Source organism: Chitinophaga sp. (assembly GCF_035564935.1).
Lineage (GTDB): Bacteria > Bacteroidota > Bacteroidia > Chitinophagales > Chitinophagaceae > Chitinophaga.
In genome coordinates this window covers 1-3,627 of the sequence record NZ_DATMTE010000679.1, presented here as the reverse complement: position 1 = coordinate 3,627, position 3,627 = coordinate 1, and the positions used below count along the sequence as shown (strand labels likewise).

General features: G+C 45.4%; 3 protein-coding genes. 1 reads left to right on the top strand and 2 read right to left on the bottom strand.

Features of this window, described 5'->3' with window-relative positions:
* The coding region (locus tag VN105_RS17505) for a Pr6Pr family membrane protein (RefSeq protein ID WP_325642823.1) at positions 1–619 on the top strand (619 nt) is incomplete at its 5' end.
* Here VN105_RS17505 and VN105_RS17500 read toward each other — a convergent pair.
* Together VN105_RS17500 and VN105_RS17495 are read right to left on the bottom strand one after the other, a co-directional pair.
* Entirely contained in the window at positions 620–1,645 is a 1,026-nt protein-coding gene (locus VN105_RS17500; RefSeq protein WP_325642822.1) for a glycoside hydrolase family 5 protein, read from the bottom strand. It lies immediately after the preceding gene.
* Positions 1,646–1,657: 12 nt separating this feature from the next.
* Positions 1,658–3,627 (bottom strand): hybrid sensor histidine kinase/response regulator transcription factor (locus VN105_RS17495; RefSeq protein WP_325642821.1); only part of this gene is annotated, 1,970 nt, incomplete at its 5' end.

Genomic DNA, 3,627 nt, shown 5'->3' with positions numbered 1-3,627 from the left:
TTCAATAAAAATCTTCCTGGCGATCTTATCATGTTTCGCCTGGTTTGCACTTATTCCGCAGTTTTTTATTGTTATGGGCAATAACCAGGCGCCATGGTTTGAAAATTTCATCCGTTATTTCAGCTATTTCACCTTGCTTACCAACGCCATGGTAGCGGTTTGCTGCACAATATTGCTGATTTCACCCAACAGCAGCCAGGGCCGGTTCTTTGCGCGTACGGGAACGGCTACGGCAATAGCCGTATATATTACTATCGTGGCATTGATCTATAATTTAGTGCTTCGCAAGCTCGCACAATTTGAAGGGTTACAAAAAATATTAAACGAAGTACAGCATGTAATAGTACCCGTATTATTTGTTTTGTACTGGTGCGTGTTTGTAAACAAAAATTCCCTCCGGTGGAAATCCTTCCTTCCCTGGCTCTGGTACCCGTTCATTTATTTATTATTTGTATTGATCCGCGGTTCTTTTTCCGATTTTTATCCTTACCCATTTATTAACATAGGAGGTATAGGGCTCCGGCAAACACTGACAAATGCTGCAATAATGGGCGTACTATTCGTTCTGATGTCACTGGCGTTTATTGGTATAGGAAAACTATGGTCGCGGAAAAAATAGTTATTTGCGCGTACTGTATCCTCTCAGTTTCGCACGGATATACTTTCCTGATTCCGTAAGCTGACTGGCCGTCCACCCGCCATTGGCAGGGGCTCCCGGCAACAGTATAGAGCATAGTTCGTTCGGCTTATCGGACACCGACCAGTTGATCCAGCTCACCTGGTTGCTTTCCAGGAAAGAGAACCATGCCTCCCATTGCGGATAGTCGATACGCCCGCTGCCTGTGGCTTCTGAACCATTGCACTCCGTTACAAATACGGGGATGTTTTTGCTGAGGGCATAGGCACAATCGTCCCGCAACCATTGGCCGTGAGACGCCGCATAAAAATGAACGGTATACATAATATTATTGTAGCCGGTTAAAGGCGCATCTGCCACTTCGCGGATCTTCTGGTCCCAGTGCGGGCAACCTACAATGATAATGTTATCCGGGTCATATGCGCGGATGCCGGCAATTACCGCGGCGGCATACGCTTTCACCTGTTCCCATGTTTGTGTTTTATTGGGTTCATTGATGATCTCATAAAGGATATGCGGATGATGGCCATACGTTTTAGCCATCTCCTTAAAAAAAGCCACTGCTTCTTCCCGGTGAAATGCTTCACAATGCCAGTCGATAATTACATAACTGCCTTTTGCCAATGCGGCATCTACTACTTTCTTCAGCAAGGCAAGCTGACGCGCACGGTCGTTCAGGTAAGCGGGCTTTACATCTATCCCCATTGCGGCGCGGACGATATCCGTTTTAAAATCATCTGTAAGCCAGTTTACCACACCCGGGTTCCAGAACTGCGGCCACCAGGTGCTCCAGCCAAAACTTTGTCCACGCAGGGTAATGGTATTGTTGTGCTGATCTTTAAGGTAGCGGCCGGATACATGCAGCGCCCCGTAACGCTGCACCGGTGAGCCGGGAGGTAATGTATAGTTTTGTGAGGCAGCTGCTGCTTCAGACTGTGCCGGTTTTGCACATGCAAAAATGCTCACAAAAAATAATGTAAGGTGGAAATACAACCTGATTTTTTTCATGACAACAATAATTTACCCTGCCTTTTTCGGAGAATCTTTGCCAAACTGCCGGATATAGGCAGATGGTAATACCCCGAATTGAGCTTTAAAAGATTTGGTGAAATAATGCGGGGTATTGAAACCCACTTCATAAGATATTTCCGCGATGCTCAGCTGGCTTTTTTCCAGCATCTGCGCTGCTTTCCGGAGGCGGATGGAACGAATAAAATCGACCGGCGTTTTGCCTGTAAGCAACAGCATCCGTTTATACAGCGATACCCGGCTGATGCAAAGGTGCTTACTCAATTCAGCTACGCTCAGGTTGGCATTCTGCAGGTTTTCTTCCACATATGCCAGCGCTGCGGCCATGAATTTTTCATCCACCGACTGGATGGAAATATCCGCCACCTGTACATCTACCTGTTTCGTATATACTTTCTTGATAGTAGTTTGCAAAGTAAGCAGGTTCCTGATCTTAGACAGCAGCATGTCAAAGTTGAATGGCTTGCACAGGTAGTCGTTGGCGCCGGTTTCCAGTCCTTTCATCTGGTACTCTTCTCCCACCAGTGCGGTAAGCAGGATAATCGGGATATGTGAGGTTCTCTTATCCTGTTTAATTTTTGTACATAACTCAAGACCATTCATTTCCGGCATACTCACGTCGCTCACAATCAGGTCGGGATGTAATGCCAGCGCCTTCTGCCATCCTTCCTTTCCATTAGCGGCTTCCAGCAAACAAAAATGTTCCTGCAAATTGTCCTTCAGGTAAAACCTGAAGTCGTCATTATCTTCCACCAGTAAAACAGTTGGCTTCTTCTTTTCCCGTTGCGGATTGGCATGCTGCCGGTTTTCCTCGGCCACCGCTTCGTTGCCGGCCGGCGCTATTTGCAACGGCAATTCTACAATAAAACAGCTACCGCCATTGGTAATAGATTCCACGTGGATATTACCCTGGTGCAGTTTTACAAATTCCCGTGTGATAGATAAACCAATACCACTTCCCTGGTTGATAAGGGAAGCAGGGATATCGTGCTGATAGAACCGGTCAAATATTTTATCCACTTTCTCCGGTGGAATGCCAATACCGGAATCCATTACATTGATACGAAGATGTACCGTGTTACTGCCGGCATCAGCAGGAATGAAGTTCAGAAACACGCCTACATGGCCCCCTGCCGGTGTAAATTTAAACGCATTGGAAAGCAGGTTGAACAAAATTCTTTCTATCTTATCATAATCAAAACTGGTTTCCAGGGAAAGCACATCGGTATCAAACGCAAATTTGATATTCTTCTGTTCGGCAATATCCATGAAAGAAAAAGATACTTCTTTGATAAAGCGAATGATGTCGCCCTGTTTGGCATCCAGTTTCAGGTCATACACTTCCATCTTCCTGAAATCAAGTAATTGGTTTACGAGGTTCAGTAAACGTTTTACGTTACGTTTAATCATGCTTACCTGCGCATTTTGTTCCGCCAGTTGCGGGTCTTTCATCATTTTATCGAGCGGAGCTATGATCAGCGACAGCGGCGTTCTGAACTCATGACTTACATTGGTCAGGAACTTGATCTTCAGGCGATCCAGCTCGTGCAGCCTCCTGGCTTCTTCTCTTTCCTGTTCCCGGATACGCAAGGCTTCCTGCTTTTCCTGCTCCTGTAAAAATTGTGTTCTTATTCTTTTGATGCCCCGGTATCTCAGGTAAAATAAAATAGCTAAAACCAGCAATACATAAGCAACATAGGCAATCTCCGTTTTCCAGAACGGCGGCAGGATCCGGATGTTTACTGTCAATACTTTTTCATTCCAGGTATCGTGTATGATAGATGTTCTCACTTTAAATACATAATTTCCCGGATCTACATTGGTATAAGTGGCTTTACGCGTCCTGTTATCAGCTGCCACCCAGTTTTCATCCAATCCTTCCATCATATACTGGTACTTCACTTTATCGGGGTTGAGGTAATCCAGTGCTGCAAATTCTATCGAAAAAAAATTCTGATTAT

Bases quoted from the DNA above. Each gene is read 5' to 3' on its own strand.
- VN105_RS17500 (WP_325642822.1), bottom strand. From the start codon at position 1,645: ATGAAAAAAATCAGGTTGTATTTCCACCTTACATTATTTTTTGTGAGC.